15 protein-coding genes are annotated in these 17,958 nt (G+C 37.7%); 8 read left to right on the top strand and 7 right to left on the bottom strand.

What is annotated here, in order from left to right:
* Window positions 1-56 precede the first annotated feature (56 nt).
* From IGJ11_RS01400 to IGJ11_RS01390, 3 genes are all read right to left on the bottom strand, one after another.
* Complete coding sequence (locus tag IGJ11_RS01400) at window positions 57-344, bottom strand: DUF1905 domain-containing protein (RefSeq protein ID WP_207431854.1); 288 nt, start codon at window positions 342-344, stop codon at window positions 57-59.
* A gap of 120 nt (window positions 345-464) precedes the next feature.
* Window positions 465-1,178 carry a DUF4811 domain-containing protein gene (locus IGJ11_RS01395; RefSeq protein WP_010736929.1) on the bottom strand — a complete coding sequence of 238 codons (714 nt, stop codon included), beginning with the start codon at window positions 1,176-1,178 and terminating at the stop codon, window positions 465-467.
* On the bottom strand, window positions 1,175-2,647 hold the full coding sequence (locus tag IGJ11_RS01390) for an MDR family MFS transporter (RefSeq protein WP_034699264.1): 1,473 nt from the start codon (window positions 2,645-2,647) through the stop codon (window positions 1,175-1,177). Before IGJ11_RS01390 ends, IGJ11_RS01395 begins: the two co-directional genes overlap by 4 nt.
* A 137-nt stretch (window positions 2,648-2,784) precedes the next feature.
* Between IGJ11_RS01390 and IGJ11_RS01385 the strand changes: the two genes are divergently transcribed.
* Complete coding sequence (locus tag IGJ11_RS01385; RefSeq protein ID WP_010720251.1) at window positions 2,785-3,264, top strand: MerR family transcriptional regulator; 480 nt, start codon at window positions 2,785-2,787, stop codon at window positions 3,262-3,264.
* Window positions 3,265-3,442: 178 nt separating this feature from the next.
* Here IGJ11_RS01385 and IGJ11_RS01380 read toward each other — a convergent pair whose 3' ends face one another.
* The gene (locus IGJ11_RS01380) at window positions 3,443-3,994 is read right to left on the bottom strand and encodes a PadR family transcriptional regulator (protein WP_088775258.1); all 552 of its coding nucleotides are present in this window, start codon (window positions 3,992-3,994) and stop codon (window positions 3,443-3,445) included.
* Between the two features lie 103 nt (window positions 3,995-4,097).
* Between IGJ11_RS01380 and IGJ11_RS01375 the strand changes: the two genes are divergently transcribed.
* The 3 genes from IGJ11_RS01375 to IGJ11_RS01365 all read left to right on the top strand — a co-directional run bounded on the left by IGJ11_RS01375 (window position 4,098) and on the right by IGJ11_RS01365 (window position 7,494).
* Entirely contained in the window at window positions 4,098-4,628 is a 531-nt protein-coding gene (locus tag IGJ11_RS01375) for a phenolic acid decarboxylase (RefSeq protein WP_034699269.1), read from the top strand.
* 295 nt (window positions 4,629-4,923) lie between these two features.
* Window positions 4,924-6,540: a hypothetical protein gene (locus tag IGJ11_RS01370; RefSeq protein WP_423220910.1), complete on the top strand. Its 1,617-nt coding sequence runs from the start codon at window positions 4,924-4,926 to the stop codon at window positions 6,538-6,540.
* Between the two features lie 219 nt (window positions 6,541-6,759).
* Entirely contained in the window at window positions 6,760-7,494 is a 735-nt protein-coding gene (locus IGJ11_RS01365) for a hypothetical protein (RefSeq protein WP_242697142.1), read from the top strand.
* Window positions 7,495-7,606: 112 nt separating this feature from the next.
* On the opposite strand, the gene IGJ11_RS01360 is transcribed toward IGJ11_RS01365, so the two are convergent.
* Together IGJ11_RS01360 and IGJ11_RS01355 are read right to left on the bottom strand one after the other, a co-directional pair.
* Window positions 7,607-8,440: an endonuclease/exonuclease/phosphatase family protein gene (locus IGJ11_RS01360; protein WP_207431853.1), complete on the bottom strand. Its 834-nt coding sequence runs from the start codon at window positions 8,438-8,440 to the stop codon at window positions 7,607-7,609.
* 251 nt (window positions 8,441-8,691) lie between these two features.
* Complete coding sequence (locus IGJ11_RS01355) at window positions 8,692-10,869, bottom strand: PTS transporter subunit IIBC (protein ID WP_207431851.1); 2,178 nt, start codon at window positions 10,867-10,869, stop codon at window positions 8,692-8,694.
* Window positions 10,870-11,175: 306 nt separating this feature from the next.
* Here IGJ11_RS01355 and IGJ11_RS01350 point away from each other — a divergent pair, with 306 nt between their 5' ends.
* Genes IGJ11_RS01350 through IGJ11_RS01335 form a run of 4 tightly spaced genes read left to right on the top strand, consistent with a single transcriptional unit; the run spans window position 11,176 to window position 16,184 of the window.
* A complete protein-coding gene (locus IGJ11_RS01350; protein ID WP_081128223.1) occupies window positions 11,176-13,470 on the top strand; it encodes a glycoside hydrolase family 65 protein in 2,295 nt (764 codons plus the stop codon).
* Window positions 13,463-14,128 (top strand): beta-phosphoglucomutase, encoded by a 666-nt coding sequence (gene pgmB, locus IGJ11_RS01345; RefSeq protein WP_104325225.1) that lies wholly within the window; start codon window positions 13,463-13,465, stop codon window positions 14,126-14,128. The genes IGJ11_RS01350 and pgmB overlap by 8 nt, the downstream gene beginning before the upstream one ends.
* Window positions 14,121-15,143 carry an aldose epimerase family protein gene (locus tag IGJ11_RS01340; protein ID WP_161645472.1) on the top strand — a complete coding sequence of 341 codons (1,023 nt, stop codon included), beginning with the start codon at window positions 14,121-14,123 and terminating at the stop codon, window positions 15,141-15,143. Before pgmB ends, IGJ11_RS01340 begins: the two co-directional genes overlap by 8 nt.
* A gap of 18 nt (window positions 15,144-15,161) precedes the next feature.
* A complete protein-coding gene (locus tag IGJ11_RS01335) occupies window positions 15,162-16,184 on the top strand; it encodes a LacI family DNA-binding transcriptional regulator (protein ID WP_096709689.1) in 1,023 nt (340 codons plus the stop codon).
* Window positions 16,185-16,356: 172 nt separating this feature from the next.
* On the opposite strand, the gene nhaC is transcribed toward IGJ11_RS01335, so the two are convergent.
* Window positions 16,357-17,733 (bottom strand): Na+/H+ antiporter NhaC, encoded by a 1,377-nt coding sequence (nhaC, locus tag IGJ11_RS01330; protein WP_207431850.1) that lies wholly within the window; start codon window positions 17,731-17,733, stop codon window positions 16,357-16,359.
* Window positions 17,734-17,958: the final 225 nt, after the last annotated feature.

Raw genomic sequence — 17,958 nt, 5'->3', positions numbered from 1 at the left:
TGGCAAATCCATCATGTTAGTTATAAAAAATGAGCAGAAGACAACTATCTTCTGCTTTAATTTTTTGGAATCACTTCTACAGAAACCATATCACCGATGTCTTTCTCAATTTTTTTACGAATATCTTTACGTATCCCTAAGATGTAGCAAATTGTTCCATCTTCGTTTTTCACCCCCATATTCACAATACTTCCCTCATATGCTACTCCATCAAATGTCGCTTGAACTTTGACTCGGCCTACACCAAACTCTTCTCTGAGATCATAAGGAAAAATGATATATGCGCCACCCTTACCTATTTCAGAAGCATAAATTTTTGACTGGAAAGAATATTTTTTTTGCATTTCCCCACCCCTTTTTTGTTCAGTATAACAAAAAAAAGGACTCTCCACAGCTGTTCGTTCAACTGTATGGAGGAGCCCTTTTTGAAATTAACTGATTCTTGCACTTACTTGATTAGCTGACTATTTATTTGCTTTGACTTCTTCAACTAATTTCGTTAATGCTTGTTGTTGGAATTGCGTTGCTAATTCTTTTGACAATGTTGCTTGTTCTTCTGGCGTCATGGCTGGATTTTCAGTCATAGCTTTCATCAGACCTTCTTGTACAAAAGCCTTTGCGTCGCTTTCCATCGTACTTTGTTGTTCTTTTACTCGTTGCGCTAATGTTTTTGCTTGATCCGTACTTAATTCGATCCAATCAGCTGGAATTTTAAAGGTATTCACACGACTGGCATATTCGTGGTTATTATCCGCTAGATTGAACCAGAATTTATACATATCATTTTTATAGACCCAATAAGTTGTTTTTGCTACTTTTTGCGCTTGACCAGTCGTACGTTCTACTTTATTGGTTTCATTATCAGTACCGGTAGCTTTTGGTTTCTTTTGGTCTTCACTCGTACGGTAAAGGTAGACTTTTTCAGTCCCGTCACCTAATGCTTGATATAAAAGCATATTTGCACTATCTGAATCAGCACTTGATACGATGTTAGTGGTTTTCGTTTCAGTTACTTTTTCCATGCCAAAATGGTTGGATAAATTAGCCACGATCAACCCTAAGGATGCCACAAAGACTAACCCAAAAAGTAATGATACAATTGTTTGCCAAGCTTTTTTTGCAAAGATATTCATTAGGGCAAAAGCCACTAAACTAATGATCAATACGAAAATAATCATGCTTTATCCCCCGCTTTCGCTAGAACAGGTTCTTTTCTCTTCAATAAGAAGGCAATCACAAAACCAATCACACCAAAGACGATCGCCACAAAGAATGCTGCGTGGTAACCAGATAATGTCGCATTGATCGCTTGGTCTTTATAAGTTAAAGGCGTGCTTTCTAAGACTGATTTTGCAGGTAGATTATCTTTTGTTACATTGGTCAATACACTGATCAAAATAGCTGTCCCAATCGAACTAGCAATTTGTCGGAAGGTATTGTTTACTGCAGTCCCATGACTGATCAGTTTGTTTGGTAAAGCATTCATACCAGATGTTGTTACTGGCATCATAACCATAGAGATCCCAAACATCCGAATCGCATAGAGAACAACAATATATAAAATAGGCGTTGTTTTTGTTAAGAAAGCAAATGGTGCTGTTGCAGCGGTTAGCACGAACATCCCGACAATCGCTAAACGTTTTGCACCGTGTTTATCAAAGATCGCACCTGTGATCGGCATCATCGCCCCCATAATCAAGGCACCGGGTAGTAACATCAAGCCAGAATGAAAAGCTGATTCACCACGGATATTTTGGATATATAGAGGAACAACCATTTCAGCACCGACCATCGCCATATTCGTTACACCAGCTAAAACTGCTGCAATTGTAAAGGTTGATGATTTAAATACACGCAGTTCCAAGAATGGATTTTCCAAACGAAGTTGGCGCCATGCAAATAAGGCAATAAATATTACCCCTACGATCAAGAAGCCGATCACTTTCGCACTGCCCCATCCAGCATCACCGACACTTGAAAAGCCATAAAGCAAACTACCAAATCCAATTGTTGAAAGGATCGCAGATAGAATATCGATACTTGGATTTGATAACGGAATAACGCTTCGCATCAAGAAAAAGGCTAAGACCAAAACTAAGACGACAATTGGTAAGACCATACCAAATAGATCACGCCAATGATAGTTATCAATAATATAACCTGATAATGTTGGTCCTAAAGCTGGAGCCAATCCAATAACGATTCCTGACATCCCCATGGCAGATCCTCTTTTTTCTGGTGGGAAAATCGATAACATAATATTTTGTAATAAAGGCATTGAAACACCCACACCACAGGCTTGGATCAAACGTCCAATCAATAAAGTACTAAAGTTAGGGGCAACAAAACAGGTAATTGTTCCGATTAAAAAGACTGACATTGCTGATAAATATAAACTTCTTGAACTAAATTTATTGATCAGCCAAGCAGTAATCGGAATCATGATTCCGTTAACCAATAAGAACCCTGTTGTTAGCCATTGAACACTTGATGCAGAGATATCAAAATCTTTCATCAGCGTAGGAAAAGCTGTAGTTAATAAGGTTTGATTTAATACCGTACAAAAGGTACCAATCAATAAAACGACAACTAATAGTGTCCGATTATATGGTTTGCCGTAAATATCTACGGGTTGATTTTTATTCATATTTCTCCTTCTTTCTGAATTCTTTCTGAAACCACTTGAATACTTTAGTCCTATTTCGTTCATTTGTCAACCTACTTGACACATAAGTTATCCCAAGTATAATTAAGGAAAGTTAGACAACAAAAGGAGGGACAAAAATGGTAGGAGCATCCCTGAAACGTTTATTAGAAAATGATCATTTACTGGTAGGAATCAGTGAACTAAGTGAAATTGTCGGTGTGTCTCCACGTCAGTTACGATATTGGGAACAAAAAGAATTCATTCGTTCCGTTTCTACTGGTGTGAATTGTCCTCGAAAATATCAATTACCTACTGTTATCAAGGTTGAGATTATCAAAAAATATTTAGATGAAGGCTATACGTTGAACAAATCAGCTGAAAAAGCCGAAGAACGTCTAAAAAAAATGAAGCATGTCCGCAAAGTTTTTTCCAAAGCAATCAAAGAAATCGAATTGATTGATGAAAGATATACTGTTTTATTGATCGGTGATTTCAAAGAGACAACTGAAGACTCAAAACTTTATATCATCCACGATGAAGCAACAGATGAACTCACGTATAAAATTGTCCCCGTAAGCGAAAAAATTGATTTCGAACAATTATTGAAAAATCTTTAAGCAATGAAAAATAAAATGTAGTCAATTCTCCCAATTTCTCATGTGTTTTACCAAAACAGTTTAAGAAATTGACGATAATCGACTACATTTTTTGCTTCTTTTCTATCTTTTTCAATTCACTACTATCATTAAATGAAGTTATTCAATTAAGTTTATCTTATATTCTCTATTCCATTTATTATTTCTGTCTTTTTTGCTCTTCTAATACGCCCGTCAACCAATTCGCATATTCTGTTTCTCGATTGATCGCATGGGATAAAATCAAATAGTGTCCATAATTTTCTTCTTGTTCTTTTCTTGTTGGAAATATCCTCTCTTGACGTGCCAATAGATGTGCTCGCTTTTCTTCATGGAGATCCCGTTGCTGCTCAATGATCTCTCTCAACATCGGATCATTCACATCTTTCACAAAATATAATTTCAACACAAACTCATCTCGATTGACTGGTAATTCATTCGTTGGCGTCCGAATCCATTCGTTTAACAATGCCTTTCCTTCATCCGTTAATTGATAGACTTTCTTCTCTAATTTCATCCCTGTAATTTCAACTTCATGTTTGATGATCCCTCGTTCTTCCATTCTTGCTAATTCAGGATAAATTTGACTATGCTTCGCTTGCCAAAACTCACCGATTTCATTTTTGAACGATTGGTTTAATTCATAGCCTGTCATCTTTTTTTTACTTAACAATCCTAACAAAATATAGCGTAGCGTATTTTTTCTCGCCATGCTCTCTCCTCCTTGACAAATCCTTTTATTCATTCTATCATAATCACGTAATCAAAAACATGTACTTTATTACATGTTTTAATTTAAAAGGAGCTGTTGTTTCATGAAAGAATTTAAAGAACTAGAAGATTTTATCGGTACACACTTTATTTATACGTACGATAATGGTTGGGAATATGAATGGTATGCTAAAAATGACCATACTGTCGACTATCGAATTCACGGCGGAATGGTCAAAGGCCGTTGGGTCAAAGATCAAGAAGCAGATATCGTTAAGTTAACAGATGGCGTCTTCAAAATTACTTGGACTGAACCAACTGGTACTGACGTGGCCTTGGATTTCATGCCCAATGAAAAAAAATTACATGGAACGATTTTCTTTCCTAAATGGGTTGAAGAACATCCTGAGATCACAGTTACTTTCCAAAATGAACATATAGCTGAGATGGAAGCAGCACGTGAAAAATATGAAACTTATCCAAAATTGTTAGTACCAGAGTTCGCTAACATTACTTATATGGGCGATGCTGGTCTCAATAATGAAGATGTCATTAGTGAAGCTCCTTATGAAGGAATGCCTAGTGATATCCGAGAAGGTCGTTATTTTGATAAAAACTATAAACGGATAAAATAAGAATCATTCGTAGATTTGACTATTAGTCTTATACGAATAGGGAAAAACAACCATAGCATCTCATACTATGGCTGTTTTTTTAATTAACTATTGATCTAAATAAAGCGAGCAACAAAGGATGTATTTTGAAAATTTCCTGTAATAATGATAATTTTTTTCATATTTTTTCGAATTTCTTGCCACTCTTTTAGGTAAGCTTTATGATTAAATAAGTTACACTATCAAAAAAGGAGTATGACAATTGAAAAAATATGTTCCGTATTTGACAATTTTACTATTTGCATTCTTATTTGTTATGCCAAATATCCTAACACATGACCTTATCATTGGAGCAGATGCACCATTTCATTATAACCGTTTTTACGATGCCGCTGAACAATTCGCTAATTGGGATTTCCATTATTTCCCTTCCATGTATGGATTTCAGCAAAGCGGGCGTATCGTCAATGCGATCTATGGTCCGTTGTTTGCTTATTTTCAAGGCTTGATCGTTTTAGTTTCAGGCAGTTGGTTCCACTATCAAATCTTATCAAACTTTATTCTCTTTGTGATTTCTGGTTGGTCGATGTTGACACTATTGAATTATGTACAGGTGAAAAAATGGGTCAGCATACCAATCTCGGTATTATTTATGACGACTTATTCCATTCAATATTGGGCAATCAATCAGGGCTTTACCAGTTGGGGCACCTGTTTTTATCCCTTATGCATGATTCCATTAGTGGACTTTGTTGTTCATAAAAAATTTCCTGTCTTGAAAGTTACCTTTTCAATTGCACTGATGACTCAGATCCACTTACTGTCCACCGTTATGTTGGTACTGATGTATATCCCTTTTTATCTTTATTATTTCTTTACTCAGACAGAAAAAGGCAAAGCAATCGGGCAACTGATCAAATCTGTCCTCTTTTATTTTGTACTAACAGCAAATATTTGGGCAGGATTAGCTATCGTCTATGGTGGAAATAAGATTTTGCCACCTTTTGTCAACCGAGAAATGAGCCAAAAAGCAATCAATCTGGATGGCAGCTATTGGCTAGCGTATCCCAAGATTTTTCCAATTTTTTTATTGATCGGACTAATACTGTATCTTCTTTTCCGCCGTCACTACGACATTTTTACAAAGTTACTTTTACGCACAAGTCTTGGATTCTTCCTACTTTCAACCAGTTTGATCCCTTGGACAACACTAGTGGAAAAAGAGGTACCTTTCGTAAGCTTGATCCAGTTTCCTTTTCGTTTCTTTGTCCCATTTACCTTGCTCTTTCTACTCTTTTTAGCACTTGCGCTAAATCAATGGGAAAAGAAAAATTGGTATCGTGCGTTGAGTGTCCTATTTCTCTTTGTCGCTTCTGCACAAACGATCCAAAACCTCTATCAGCATCTGGATAAATGGCAAGACGAAACATTTGTCAGCCGTCACACGTATCTCTTTGATACACCAGCAGAGGCAAGAAAAACATTTTATGACCATGATATGTCGACTAGTTTATTCGTTTTTCAAAAGACAACACCCGATTATCTACCAATCTATCATGAAACTAAAGCAAATAAATATGATCGCTATAATGAAGAAATCTTGGAAGGAGAAACCACGTTCATTAAATCTCATCCTGGAGGACGTTTAACGATCAAATGGAAAAACACTGGGGAAGAAACTGTCCATTTACCAGTCATTGTCTATGACCGCACAGTGTTACTGCAACACGGCAAAAAATTGACAGATTATCAATTAACAGATATCGGTACTCCTATCGTCAAACAGCACAATGGAATCAATGAGATCACTCTCTATTATGATTTACCAACTTTCTTTTACTTTGTGATGGCATTCTTCCTGATTGGTTGGTTCGTTTTGATTGGACTCTTTGTCAAAAATCGTTACCAGGTTGGGAGGATAACTAAAAAATAAGGGACTTGCTTCTGTGGATCAAAAAGAGAATATCTCAACACGGAAGCTGTCTCTTTTTTATACCTTTTTATAAAATAGCAAACAAATCGTCAAATATAGTAGTCCTAATAAACGAATCGTGTTAGTAGCTACTTTTTTTTCTAAACATAAGAAAAAATATTTATTTACTCTCTTCTTTTATAAACTATACTAGAATACAGAAAAGAAGGAGTGATACATATGCCTCAAACAACGAATCGACAATTGACTTTGAAAAAAAAAATCGGACATGCTTTTGTTCATCAATCTACGAATACTACCCTTAATACTGAGTCTCACCTTAAAATGATACTTAAAGATCTACCTGAGGATTCGCTATCAATTAAAGAATCAACTGATGAACAGCTGTATGAGCTGCCAAATAGTAAGACTGAGTCGCTATATGTAACTGTAATTGGTGATCGATCACCTACGCCCATTTCAAATGTTCGGTCAACGAGTGAATCAACTTGTATTAATGACCAAGATTATTCTAAAAGAAATACCATTTTAGACATTTTAAAAAAAACTGCAAACTCTCCTGAAGAGGTAAAAGAGCTGACAAGCATCATAGAGCAGTTAATTAATGAACTGCCACATCGTGAGCCTAGCGGTGAAGATCTGCAACCTCATGAGCCTAAAATCAAAGATTCCCTCGTTGTACTTTTGAATCTTTTAGATAACTTGCCAATTCTAAACGATTCCGATAAAGATCGATTTATAGACCATTTTGATATTTTACATGAGGAAGTACTACATAATACCAATTTACAAAAAAATACACCGGTAACTAAAGAGTCCGACTCCTTGAAAAATGTCCGAGAATTCATTTCTGCCAATCGGAAAAAAAGTCCAGCCGAGTTAAAAAAACAATGCAGAGACCAAAGAAACAGAGAATTTTATTGCCTTCCTCCTTGGTGCTTCCCATCGCGCTAACAGTCATTTCATTATCTAATCAAATTTCTGCACGTAGCTGAAGCTGCTGCAAACAAAAAGTCCCATAGAAAGGATTTATCCATTTTTCTTTCTATGGGACTTTTTGATTATTTTATTGAATGGGGCTGACCGTTATCTCTACTCCATAATGGTCACTTACAATGATTTCTTGTTTTCCATCAAAAATACTACGATAAGAAGGAACTGAGAATTCCTGTGGTACATAGATATAATCGATTCTTAACTGCTCTGTATTCGTTTCCCATCCATCGATTTTCTGTTCAATGGTTGCCTGACCATGAACTTCTTGGGCAACAGTATAGGAATCGACAATCGCAAGAGGGCTTTTTTCAACCAAGCGATAGCCTGCCTCTCCTGCTGGATTGTTAAAATCTCCCATTAAAAACAGTGGATTTGAGAGATTAGCTAAGTGTTCCATCAAGCGATGCCATTCAAAAGCAAAGCCCTTCTTTTCATCTATCCACCAAGAAAAATGACAGCTTGCTAGAGTGATTGTTTGGTCATCGATCATCGTCTGACTGATCAAAATTTTCCGAGTGTGGTAATCCTCTTTTTGCTTTGTTTCAGAAACATAGATTGCTTCACTGGTTAGCGGTGTCTTAGAAAGCAGCGCGTTCCCCTCTTCATAAATTCCATAACCGACATGACTCATTTCCCAACTCCAATAATAGTCTTTCCCTTGTTTGGCTAAGTAGCGCACCAAGCAATAAGCAAAATTATCGACATGGACGGGCGATTGTTCTATAACTGGACAAAATTTGTTTAATTCTTCATTCATAACACTCTCGGAAGTGATTAGTTGATTGACTTCTTGTAAAGCAATCACATCATAATCTGCTTGACAGACTTTATCTACGATCTGGCGCATTTTTTCTTCTGGTGATTCTTCTAACCAGCTATGTGTATTCAAAGTCATCATCTTCATCTTCAATTCTCCTTATTGATTAAAACTTACTTCATTTCTTTTATGATAGGATAGCGATGGATCATTAGCTGTGATTGTTTACCTGCTCGCAAACATTTAAAAATAAGTCTGAGAACTCAAAAACGAAGTATAGCATTTTCGTGTTTTCAGACTTATTTGAGAAACAGAAAAACTGACTATCGGGAACCAAATAAGGAAATAAATTTGGTACTGGTCATCTTATGCATTATTGTTGAGTCACTTTATAATGATCACAGTTTTATTTCGCCAATTACTGTTCTTAATTCCGTTGTTCCTAAATGTTTGAGAATCATTTCATTGACTTTCCCATCCGTAAATACCACCATAATCGTTATATCTTTTCCTTCATTTTTGATTTCGGTTAGATTCATTTGTGCCAGTTTTGCTCCTGCTTCAACGGTTTGACCTTCTGTTACCAGGATTTCAAAAGCTGGTTGATCCATTTGGACTGTGTCGATTCCCATATGGATTAGTACTTCTGCACCTTCTTCTGTTTCCATTCCAATAGCATGTTTGGTTGGAAAAATACTAACTACTTTCCCAGTAATAGGTGCCACAACTTCACCAGTCGTTGGAATAACAGCAAAGCCATCCCCCATCATTTTCTTTGAAAAAACAGGATCATTGACTGTTGCCAAGTCTATCACTTCACCAGCTGCTACAGTCTGCAACTCTTTTCGTATACCTAACGTTTGGTTATTAACTGTGTCTTTTTCAACGACCACTTCTTCTACTGGAGCTGGGATAGGCGCCCCCGATTGAAGCAAATCTTCGATATCCGATTTTAATACATCGGCTTTTGGACCATAGACAGCTTGTACACCATTATCTTTGACGATTAGCCCCATAGCGCCTGCACGTTTCCATTCTTCTTCTGAACCTACTTTCTCACGATCAGTTACACTCACACGTAAACGTGTCATACATGCATCTACATCTTTGATATTATCTTTCCCGCCTAATAAGTGAATGATTTTGATGATTTGTGGGTCTGACGTGCCAGCTTGAACTGTCGTTTGTTCTCCATTCCCACTGCTATCGTTACTGTCACTATCATAATTACCATTACGCCCTGGTGTAGCAAAATTGAATTTTTTGATCATGAAGTTTGCCACAAAGTACGTAACAACTCCAAACAAAATGACGCAAATGACGAAGTTAAGCAAATCGCCACCAAGTCCCGCTTTCATCGCTAGAGGAGTTCTAGTTAACAATTCGATGTTTCCAAAGGAATGAACACGTAACGGTAATAAATCTGCCATTGCAAATGCTGCCCCTTGGATCACAGAATAAACAATATAAAGTGGAACTGCAGCAAACATAAACATAAATTCTAATGGTTCAGTAACCCCTGTTAGAAAAACAGCTAACGCAGCTGAGAAATACATGGAACGATAGCGCGCTTTTTTATCAAGATCAACATTTCGATACATGGCTAAAGCTAACCCCATTAAAATACCAGAAGAACCAATCATTTGTCCCACTTTAAAACGAGCTGGTGTCCAGTTGTTCAACACAAATTCATACTGTGACAAATCCCCCGCACCTTTTAAATTGACCAAATCAGTAGCCCAAGCTAACCATAAAGGATCTTGTCCAAAGACTTGCGTTCCTGCTTGTGCACCAGATAAGATTTCATACGTGCCCCCTAATTGCGTATAATTGATCGGAATCGTCAACATATGATGCAAACCAAAAGGTAACAATAATCTTTCTAAGGTACCATAAAGAAATGGCGCTAAAACCGGTGCACTTTCTTGTGACTGAGCAATCCAAAGACCAAAATTATTGATACCTGCTTGGACATTTGGCCAGACAACAGCCAATACTAAAGCTACAATCGTTGACCAAAGAATCACTACAAAAGGAACAAATCGTTTTCCATTAAAGAAAGATAACGCATCAGGCAATTTACGATAATTGTAATATTTATTATAGGCCATTGCACCAACAAAACCAGCAATAATCCCTACAAACACGCCCATATTCAACGCAGGTGCCTCTAATACACTAGTAAAAAATCCTTTGACCATGATCTTCGTGCCAAATAATGTATGGGTAAAGGCATCTTCATTTGCTAGCATCTCACTCGTCACTCCGAAAATCGCTCCCGTGATCCGGTTGATCAAAACAAATGATATTCCTGCCGCAAAAGCACCACCTGCACGCTCTTTTGCCCAACTTCCACCTATTGCTAAAGCAAACAACAGATGTAAATTCCCGATGATCGCCCAACCAATATTTTCAATGACACCACCCGTTGTTACTAAAAAAGCTAAGTTAGGGTCAATCAACGGGATAGATTTCCCGATACTGATCATCAAACCCGCAGCTGGCATCACTGCCACAACAACCATTAAAGCTTTCCCAAATTTTTGCCAAAACTCAAAATTAAATAATTTCTTCATAACTCCTGCTCTCCTTTATGCAATCGGTTTCGTTGTTAGTTATTATAGCCTTTGTTTCTTTTTTTGTAAATGCTTTATTTTTGATTTTATTCACTTTATCCCCAAACAGTCGCTATCAGAAGAATCATTTTCTTTTCGCATTTAGTAGTAACTTATTATCAAAACAGTTAATGTTTTTCAGGAAAATTATCTTTTCATTCCTTTATTTTAAATCCCCGCTGAAAAATTCTGCTTTATTTATATTGACTTACGCAATCGGTTGCGTTTATTATAAACGTATCAATGAAATTATCTAGGAGGAGTACAATGAAACAAATCAAGCGCCTATTTCAAATTGATCCTTGGAAGATCAGCACCAACACATTAGATCGGGAAAATCTCCGTTTACAGGAATCTTTAACTAGTATTGGTAACGGATACATGGGCATGCGAGGGAATTTTGAAGAAGCCTATTCAGGTGATCATCATCAAGGAACTTATTTAGCTGGGGTTTGGTACCCCGATAAGACTCGTGTTGGCTGGTGGAAAAATGGCTATCCCGAATATTTTGGCAAAGTGATTAATGCAATCAATTTTATTGCCATGGATATCTATATCGATGAGCAATTATTAGACCTTGCTACAATCGAACCAGAAGACTTTTATTGGGAATTGAATATGAAAAACGGTGTGTTATCACGTAGTTACACAGTAACGACTGCAACTAACAAACTAAAGATCACCTTTGAACGTTTTTTAAGTATCGTCAAAAGCGAAGCTGCTTATATTCGTTTAACAGTTACGATGCTCGAAGGAAATGGCACGGTCAAAGTCATCTCTAAATTGGATAGTAACGTTCAAAATGAAGATAGTAACTATGATGAACATTTTTGGAATGAAATCGGTCGAGGTACTTCTGATGAAACAGCCTACTTAATGACCAAAACGATTCCAAATAATTTTGCGATCGAACAATTTACCGTAACAGCTGCCATGAGACATTTCGTGAATGAAGAATTAGCGCAACCAATTTACCACGAAGATACATTAGCAGTCCTTGGGGAATTTTCTTTCGACTTAACAACGAATCAATCCGTGACACTTGATAAAGAAGTGCTTGTATTGACGAGCCGTGACATCCCCGAAGCACAGCAAGTCCAACAGATCCTCCAAGAATTTAGTGACTTACAAAGTCATTATCTGCAAGCAAAAGCAGAACAAACCACTGCTTGGAGCAAACGCTGGGCACTGGCTGATGTGGTGATCGAAGGTGACGAGGAAGCACAGCAAGGGATTCGTTTCAATCTTTTCCAACTATTTTCTACTTATTACGGCGAAGATGAACGTTTGAATATTGGACCCAAAGGTTTTACAGGAGAAAAATACGGAGGTGCTACTTATTGGGATACGGAAGCTTACGCTGTCCCCTTATATCTTGCTTTAGCAAAACCTGAAGTGACAAAAAATCTCCTTAAATATCGCCATAATCAATTGCCTCAAGCTATTCATAATGCCCAACAACAAGGATTAAAAGGCGCTTTGTACCCAATGGTTACTTTTACAGGAGTCGAATGCCACAACGAATGGGAAATCACCTTTGAAGAGATCCATCGTAACGGTGCGATCGCTTATGCGATTTACAACTATACGAACTATACAGGTGACACCGATTATTTGAAAAAAGAAGGGTTAGAAGTATTAGTTGAGATTGCTCGTTTTTGGGCAGATCGGGTTCATTTTTCAAAACGTCATAACAAATATATGATCCATGGCGTGACTGGTCCGAATGAATATGAAAACAACATCAATAACAACTGGTATACCAATACGATAGCTTGCTGGGTATTAACGTATACCCGGGAAAACTATTTAAAATTCCAAACAGAAACTGCTGTAACGGTCACTGATGAAGAACTAACGAATTGGCAAACCATTGCAGAAAATATGTATTTTCCTAAAGATGAAGAATTAGGTATTTTTGTCCAACATGATACATTTTTGGATAAAGAATTATTGCCGGTATCAGAGCTATCTCCTAGCGAGCTTCCATTAAACCAACATTGGTCTTGGGACAAAATTTTACGTTCTTGTTTCATTAAGCAGGCGGATGTGCTACAAGGAATCTATTTCTTCAACGACTCGTTTAGTAAAGAAGAAAAACAACGAAACTTTGATTTTTACGAACCAATGACCGTTCATGAGTCTTCCCTTTCACCAAGCATCCATGCCATTTTAGCTGCTGAATTAGGTATGGAGGATAAGGCAGTGGAAATGTATCAACGGACAGCCCGCCTTGATTTAGATAATTATAATAACGATACCGAAGACGGCTTACACATCACGTCGATGACTGGTAGTTGGCTCGCAATCGTCCAAGGATTCGCTCAAATGAAAACAGATCACGAACAGTTACGCTTTGCTCCTTTCTTACCAAACACGTGGACAGCCTACTCCTTCCATGTGAATTATCGTGGTCGTTTATTATTTGTTTCGGTGTCTAGTGAACAGGTGCAATTGACCTTAGTATCAGGCGAAAGTTGCCCATTAAAGGTGTACGAAAAAACGTATCTTTTAGAAGACCAGTTAAAGGTACCTTTGCGTAAGGAGGAATTAGATGTTTAAAGGAGTTTTGTTTGACTTAGATGGGGTGATTACAGATACTGCGGAGTTTCATTATCGCGCTTGGAAAAAATTAGGTCAGGAAATCGGTGTTCCCATTGATCGAACATTCAACGAACAATTGAAAGGGGTTAGTCGAGAAGATTCACTTCGCTTATTGCTTTCCTACGGACAAAAAGAAAGTGAGTTTTCCCCACAAGAATTTCAAGAATTAGCGCACAGAAAAAATGAGTACTATCTTGAAATGATTCAAGCGATCACGCCTACAGATGTTTTTCCAGGGATATTGCCATTACTTGAAGAATTGAGAGCAAACAAGATCAAGATTGCCCTTGCTTCAGCTAGTAAAAACGGACCTTTCCTCCTTGCTAAAATGGCATTAATGCCATTTTTCGATGCAATTGCCGATCCTGCAACGATCAAACTGGGTAAGCCGGCTCCCGATATTTTCTTATTGGCCGCAAAAGAAATTGGCTTATCCCCACAAGAATGCATCGGGATCGAAGATGCACAATCTGGGATCAAAGCAATCCGTGCTAGCGGGGCATTTCCAATTGGTGTTGGACGAATAGAAGATCTTGGAAAAGATATCCCAGTCGTACCTGATACGACTTGCCTTACACTAGACTATTTAAAAAATGAGTGGACACAGTATGTCTAAACCTTCCATCACTGTGATCCCCATTCCCAACACCAACTTGAAGCAAATCACATTGAAGAACGACGAACTCACAGTCGTTCTTCTCAACTACGGGGCAAGGCTTCATCAAATTCTAGCTCCAGATAAAAATGGTCACTTAGAAAATGTCTTATTATCTTATGATTCCTTAGAAGACGTTTTAAAAGATCAAAGCTATTTTGGGGCAACGATTGGACCAGTCGCTGGCAGAATTAAAAATGGCTCTTGGGCTGATCATCAGCTAGAAAAAAACGAAGGAAATCACCATATCCATGGTGGTTCAAACGGTTGGGCATTTCAGTATTGGGAGGTAGAAGTTTTTGAGACTCCTACAGCGATCGGTGTTGTTTTTTATTTGCAGGATACTTTTTCCGGTTATCCCGGTCCGATCACCGCAACCGTTACGTATCAGATAACCCAAAATAAATTAGAAATGATCACCAAGACAAGCAGCTCGACTGAAACCATCTGCAACCCAACGAATCATGCGTATTTCAATCTTTCTGGCAATGGCAAACGAGATATCTACGATCATGAACTAACGATCCAAACAGATGGAATATTAGCCTTAGATCACGAAAAAATACCAACTGGTGAAGTGATCGCTCTCAGCGACTTACCGCTTAATTTTAAACACTCACATTCGCTAATGGAAATTTTAACGAATGATCCAAACGGACTAGATGATGCTTTTGTTTTAAGTACGCCTAAACGAACGAAGAAAATACTTACCTTGACCGAAAAGCAAGCTGGTCGCCAGTTGTCTATAGCAACGACGAGCAAAAGTATGGTATTATTTTCTACGACTGGATTTGAAGCAGATTTTTTAATCAATGGCCAAAAAATGCACTCAAATTATGGGTTGGCAATTGAACCACAAGAACTTCCTGATGCCGTTCATTTCCCTGAATTTGGGTCAATCGCATTATATCCGGGACAAGAAAAAATTTGCTCTACCACTTATCAATTTCATCGTTTAAATGAAAAGCAAGTCTAGAAAAGAGGTGTATCGTTTATGGCGATCACAGTGAAGGATGTAGCCAAAAAAGCTGGTGTTGCGACCTCGACTGTTTCACGGGTCATCAATGACCATCCAAGCATCTCAGAGGCAACCAAAAAGAAAGTACGAAAAGTCATGGATGAACTAGGCTATGTACCAAATATCACTGCTAGAAATCTAGGGAAAAGAATTTCTAGCGCAATTGGCGTCATTCTCCCACCCCTTGATTCAAAAGAACGGATTGGGAATCCTTTTTATCTTGAGATCATGGAAGCGATCAATGAAGAAGCACGCCGTTATGATCTGACAACTGCTATAGCAACAGCCAAAAATTTTGATACTTTATTAGAAAACGTGCAACGGATGCATCTGCAAAAACAAGTCGATGGGTTTATTTTAGTTTATTCCGACAGTGAAGATCCTGTCATAGATTATCTCTATACGAATGAGATTCCTTTCACTTTAATTGGTCAGCCTTACCGACATGAGAATGAAATCATTTATGTCGATAATGATAACCAATTATTAGGTAAACAAGCCACGGATTTCTTGATTCAAAACGGTCATGAAAACATTCTTTTCGTAACCAATACAACCCACGAGAGCCTTTACTTCGAACGTTATTTTGGCTACCAAAAAGCCTTGATGCTAGCTGGACTTACAGTTCATCCTAGTGTAGTGATCGAACAACCCGAAGATTATTTAGCTTTTGATGCCACTTTGAAAAAGTCACAATCAACAGCGCTGGTAGTCATTGACGATATTTTTGCCTTACGAACGATGCAACTAGCACAGATGTATGGCTATCGAATTCCTGATACCCTATCGATCATCAGCTTCAATAACTCTATTTTCGCTACATTGACTCACCCTTATTTAACCAGTATCGATATCGATATTTCTGAATTAGGAAGGGTTGCGATGCAAAAATTATACGAATTGATCCATGATGAAATCAGCAGCGGTGTTCGTTTAGTCATTCCTCATCAACTCGTCAAACGAGAAACCGTCGTACCTCGCTTACAAGAAAAAAAATAAAACAACTGTTGAACACACAAATAAACTATTTGTAGTGTCTTCAGTTGTTTTTTTTTACTATACAGGTTCATTTTTTAAGAATCTACACTCTTCAAATAACGTTTTCATGAAAAAGAAACTGAGTATAAAAAGCTATTTCGCTTCTCGTTCTCAAACCTCGATGGTGCCTAGACTATTCACTGGTACGTTTTTTCATCTTTTGATTAAGCCAGAAACCACTCAAAATCGTAAAAATCGGTGCTAAGATCGAGAAGAAAGTAAATGGTAGATATTGTAATGCGCTGACTTTCATCGTGCCCATAATAAAGGTACCACTAACTCCCCACGGAACGAGTGAATTAACGGTTGCTCCAGCATCTGCCAAAGTTCTGGTAAGATACTTTTTATTAACGCCCGCACGATCGAACGATCGCTTAAAGGTTTCGCCTGGTAAAATGATCGACAAGTACTGTTCGCCTACGATCAAATTGATCCCGATACAGCTTAATGCTGTAAAGCCAACCAAGCGAGAAGGCCGATCCATTTTTTCTCGCAATTCCTGAACAATCGTTTCCACAATCGTATATTTGATCAATAAGCCACCCAAAGCTAAAGCTAGAAGAATCAAGCTTGCTGAACCAAGCATACTAACAATTCCCCCTCTTGAAAGCAATTCATTGATTTTAGGGTCTGCTGCATGGGCAACATAGCCGTTCATTAAAATATTAGCTACTTTTGACATCGTTAAATGTGGTTGATTGATGAAGGAAAGAACAATCGCAGCAGTTGAACCAACTAGTAGTGTTGGAATCGCTGGAATTTTTTTAATCGCTCCACCAAATAAGATCACTAATGGGATCAACGTCCATGGAGAGATCCAGAAACCTGCTTTCATGTTTTGGATCATATCCGTGATCGCATGTAGATCCGCTGTGTGACTTCCATTCCCAAGAAAAACATAAAATAACATAGCAATTAAAAATGCCGGCAAATCAGTGTAACGCATTTGAGCGATATGCTCAAATAAATTTACTTCTCCGATCCCTGCCGCCAGGTTCGTAGTATCAGATAACGGCGAACAATTATTTCCTAAAAAAGCCCCCGAAACAACTGCTCCTGTCGTCATCGCATCACTAAAACCTAAAATATGACCGATTCCTAAAAAAGCAATACCGATCGTTGAAATCGTTGTAAATGAGCTTCCCACCGTAATCCCGACGATTGCACAAACAAGAAAAGCAGTCGGTAAGAAAAAGCGAACCGAGATCAATTGGAAACCATAAACCATGATCGTTGGAATCGTTCCAGATAAAATCCACGAAGCTACCAAAACACCAATCAATAGAAAAATCAAAATCGGGATGATCCCTGGAGTAATTCCTTTGACAATCCCATCATGAATCTCATCCCATGAAAAACCTCTAAATCGTCCATAAAATAACAAACACATGAAAGCGATTAGTATAGGAATATGCGGAGACAATTGAAATCCAATAATCAGTATTCCTAATATCGCCAACAATATGAATAAAACTGCCATACTTTCTTTCACAGATATTTTTTTATTCATCGTATCTTCTCCTATTTTTTTTACAAAAAAAGCCCTACCTAAAAAAAGCGTTCTTTTGGTAGGACAACTGGTCATAGCATCATTTTTTTGTTTTAGCGGATAGACGATGCTAATGACGATTATTTTCTCAAATCCGCTGAACCTTATGATTAGCGTTATTTTCGCAAAGGTTCCCTGATTAAAAAGCATACATTTGGCAAACCATGCTGTAACAGACATGAGCTA

Source organism: Enterococcus sp. DIV0691, from assembly GCF_051711145.1.
Lineage (GTDB): Bacteria > Bacillota > Bacilli > Lactobacillales > Enterococcaceae > Enterococcus_B > Enterococcus_B hirae.
This window is presented reverse-complemented; position numbering and strand designations above follow the sequence as displayed.

Excerpts from the sequence above, each read along its gene's own strand:
- IGJ11_RS01400 (WP_207431854.1), bottom strand. The coding sequence starts at position 344 with ATGCAAAAAAAATATTCTTTCCAGTCAAAAATTTATGCTTCTGAAATA.
- IGJ11_RS01395 (WP_010736929.1), bottom strand. The coding sequence starts at position 1,178 with ATGATTATTTTCGTATTGATCATTAGTTTAGTGGCTTTTGCCCTAATG.
- IGJ11_RS01390 (WP_034699264.1), bottom strand. The coding sequence starts at position 2,647 with ATGAATAAAAATCAACCCGTAGATATTTACGGCAAACCATATAATCGG.
- IGJ11_RS01385 (WP_010720251.1), top strand. The coding sequence starts at position 2,785 with ATGGTAGGAGCATCCCTGAAACGTTTATTAGAAAATGATCATTTACTG.
- IGJ11_RS01380 (WP_088775258.1), bottom strand. The coding sequence starts at position 3,994 with ATGGCGAGAAAAAATACGCTACGCTATATTTTGTTAGGATTGTTAAGT.
- IGJ11_RS01375 (WP_034699269.1), top strand. The coding sequence starts at position 4,098 with ATGAAAGAATTTAAAGAACTAGAAGATTTTATCGGTACACACTTTATT.
- IGJ11_RS01370 (WP_423220910.1), top strand. The coding sequence starts at position 4,924 with ATGCCAAATATCCTAACACATGACCTTATCATTGGAGCAGATGCACCA.
- IGJ11_RS01365 (WP_242697142.1), top strand. The coding sequence starts at position 6,760 with ATGCCTCAAACAACGAATCGACAATTGACTTTGAAAAAAAAAATCGGA.
- IGJ11_RS01360 (WP_207431853.1), bottom strand. The coding sequence starts at position 8,440 with ATGAAGATGATGACTTTGAATACACATAGCTGGTTAGAAGAATCACCA.
- IGJ11_RS01355 (WP_207431851.1), bottom strand. The coding sequence starts at position 10,869 with ATGAAGAAATTATTTAATTTTGAGTTTTGGCAAAAATTTGGGAAAGCT.
- IGJ11_RS01350 (WP_081128223.1), top strand. The coding sequence starts at position 11,176 with ATGAAACAAATCAAGCGCCTATTTCAAATTGATCCTTGGAAGATCAGC.
- pgmB (WP_104325225.1), top strand. The coding sequence starts at position 13,463 with ATGTTTAAAGGAGTTTTGTTTGACTTAGATGGGGTGATTACAGATACT.
- IGJ11_RS01340 (WP_161645472.1), top strand. The coding sequence starts at position 14,121 with ATGTCTAAACCTTCCATCACTGTGATCCCCATTCCCAACACCAACTTG.
- IGJ11_RS01335 (WP_096709689.1), top strand. The coding sequence starts at position 15,162 with ATGGCGATCACAGTGAAGGATGTAGCCAAAAAAGCTGGTGTTGCGACC.
- nhaC (WP_207431850.1), bottom strand. The coding sequence starts at position 17,733 with ATGAATAAAAAAATATCTGTGAAAGAAAGTATGGCAGTTTTATTCATA.